Below are 2,548 nucleotides of genomic sequence, written 5' to 3'. Positions count from 1 at the left end.
TGCGCGGCGTCCCCGGCGAGGAACAGCCGGTCGTGCCGCATCGGCTCGGCGACGAAGCTGCGCATCGGCGTGACCGAGCGGTCGGTGATCGGACCGGGCCTCAGTTCCCAGCCGTCCGGGGTGCCGAACCGGGTGGCCAGCTCGTCCCAGATCCGCTGGTCGGACCAGAGGGCGAGGTCCTCGTCCGGGGCGACCTGGAGGTAGAGGCGGCTGACCGAGGGCGAGCGCAGGCTGTGCAGCGCGAAGCCGCGCTCGTGGCTCGCGTAGATCAGCTCGTCGGTGGACGGGGCGACGTCGGCGAGGACGCCGAGCCAGGCGAACGGGTAGTCGCGGGTGAAGGTCCGCACGTCCGGGACGGCGCGGCGGCTGACGCCGTGGAACCCGTCGCAGCCCGCGATGTAGTCGGCGGCCAGCTCGCGGGTCACGCCGTCCTGCCGGAAGACCACGGTCCCGGTGGACGGGTCGAGCGAGAGCACCTCCGCCTCGAACCGGACGTCGCCGCCGTCCGCCAGGCGCAGCGCGACCAGGTCCTTGACGATCTCGGTCTGCGCGTAGACGGTGACGGTCCGGCCGGTGAGGTCGGTGATCGGTATCCGGTGGCCCGCGCCGCCGAACCGCAGCTCGATGCCGTGGTGGACCAGGCCCTCGCGGTCGAGCCGCGCGCCCGCGCCGCTGTCGCGCAGCACGTCGGTGGTGCCCTGCTCCAGCATCCCGGCGCGCTGCCGGCGCTCCACGTAGGCGCGGTCGCGGCTCTCCAGCACCACCGTGTCGACGCCCTGCCGGTGCAGTAGGTGGGACAGCAGCAGACCCGCCGGTCCGCCGCCGACGATCGCGACCTGCGTGCGCATGGGATCCTCCTTGGTCCGGCCGTCCCCGGGGTGGGCGGCCCTGTGCCGCGGGGACGGGTATCCCCGGGTCGGGTCGGTCAGTCCGCGGCCGGGCGCGGCGGGACGGCGTCCAGCGGCTCGGCCGCGACGTCCGGGACGTCCGGCCGCGACGCGTCCACGTGCGGCGGTGGCTCAACGACGTGGAGCTCGCCGACACGGGGCTCGCCAACACGCTCGCCGACGCGCGGTTCGGCGACGCGGGGCTCGCCAACACGGGGTTCGGTGTCCAGGCGCGGCGAGCCGGTGCCGGAGTTCCAGTGCACGGCGAGGTCGCGCGACAACGCGCGCGCCGCCGTGGCCAGGGGCGGGACGAGCCGCCGCGGGTCGGCTCCGCGGGTGCGCGTGACCAGCGACAACGCCGCGACGACCGTGCCGTTGCGGTCGCGGACGGGCACGCCGACCGAGGACGCGCCGACGGTCATCTCGTCCCGGGTCGTGGCGTAGCCCCGGCGGCGGGTCGCCGCCAGGTCGCGGCGCAGTTCCTCCGCGTCGGTGAGGGTGGCGGGCGTGTGGCGGGTGAGCGGAACCGCCAGCAGCGCCTCGCGCGCCGCCGGGTCGGCGTAGGCGAGCAGCACCTTGCCCGCGCCGGTGGCGTGCAGCGGCAGGTCGGAGCCCACCTGCGTCACGACCGGCACCGAGCGGCGGCCGCGCAGCCGCTCCACGAACAGCGCCCGCCCGTCGCGGAGCACCGCGAGCTGGACGTTGTCGTGCGTCGCCTCGTACAGGTCCTCCATGTGCGGCAGCGCGAGTTCGCGCAGGCCGCTGACGGCCGGCGCGCGGCTCCCGATCCGCCAGAGCCGGGTGCCGATGCGGTAGGTGCCGTCGTCCGGTGTGCGCTCCAGGAAGCCGTTCGCCGTCAGCTCGCCGACCAGGCGGTGCCCGGTGGACGGCGGCAGCGCGGCGCGGCGGCAGATCTCGCTCAGCGTGAGCCGGACGTCCCCGGGCGCGAACGCGTCCAGGATCGCCATCACCTTGCCCGCCGCCGTCGGCGGGCGCCGTGCGTCCACGCGCTACTCCTCCGCGTCGAGGTCGGCCAGCACCCGGCGCGCGACGGCGAACGCCGAGTTCGCGGCGGGCACCCCGCAGTAGACCGCGGTCTGCAGCAGGACCTCCTTGATCTCGTCGCGGGTGAGGCCGTTGCGCAGCGCCGCCCGCACGTGCATGGCGAGCTCGTCGTGGTGGCCACCCGCGACCATGGCGGTGAGGGTGACGCAGCTGCGGGTCCTGCGGTCCAGGCCGGGCCGGTTCCAGATCTCGTCCCACGCGTAGCGGGTGATGAGGTCCTGGAAGTCGGCGGTGAAGTCGGTGGTGGCGGCGACCGCGCGGTCCACGTGCGCGTCGCCCAGGACCTCCCGGCGGGTCCGCATCCCGTCGGCGTGCCGCTGCCCGTCGGTACGGGTCTTCTCGGCGCGGGGCCGATCGTCGCCGTTCACTCGGCGCTCCCCTTCCAGGTTCGGTCGAGATGGTGGACGAGCGCGTCGGTCACTGCCCGGGGCTGCTCGACGTTCGCGAGGTGCCCCGCGTGGTCGACGACCGTCAGCACCGAGTCGGGGATGCGCGCCGCCAGGACGTCGGCGTGCCCGCCCGGCGGGGTCGCCGCGTCCTGCGCGCCGGCGACGACCAGCGTCGGAGCGGTGATCCCGTCGAGCCGGCCGGTGGCG

General features: G+C 75.6%; 4 protein-coding genes. All 4 read right to left on the bottom strand.

Annotated elements, in window-relative coordinates; translation table 11 throughout:
• A partial coding sequence (locus tag AB0J52_RS35865) for a 4-hydroxybenzoate 3-monooxygenase (RefSeq protein ID WP_500187369.1) occupies nucleotides 1-848 on the bottom strand: 848 nt, incomplete at its 3' end.
• Between the two features lie 77 nt (nucleotides 849-925).
• Complete coding sequence (locus AB0J52_RS35860) at nucleotides 926-1,894, bottom strand: IclR family transcriptional regulator (protein ID WP_500187368.1); 969 nt, start codon at nucleotides 1,892-1,894, stop codon at nucleotides 926-928.
• Nucleotides 1,895-1,897: 3 nt separating this feature from the next.
• Nucleotides 1,898-2,320: a 4-carboxymuconolactone decarboxylase gene (pcaC, locus tag AB0J52_RS35855; protein ID WP_500187367.1), complete on the bottom strand. Its 423-nt coding sequence runs from the start codon at nucleotides 2,318-2,320 to the stop codon at nucleotides 1,898-1,900.
• The coding region (locus AB0J52_RS35850; RefSeq protein ID WP_500187366.1) for an alpha/beta fold hydrolase at nucleotides 2,317-2,548 on the bottom strand (232 nt) is incomplete at its 5' end. The genes AB0J52_RS35850 and pcaC, both read right to left, overlap by 4 nt.

It is taken from the genome of Spirillospora sp. NPDC049652 (genome assembly GCF_040675125.1).
Classification (GTDB): Bacteria; Actinomycetota; Actinomycetes; order Streptosporangiales; family Streptosporangiaceae; genus Spirillospora.
This window is presented reverse-complemented; position numbering and strand designations above follow the sequence as displayed.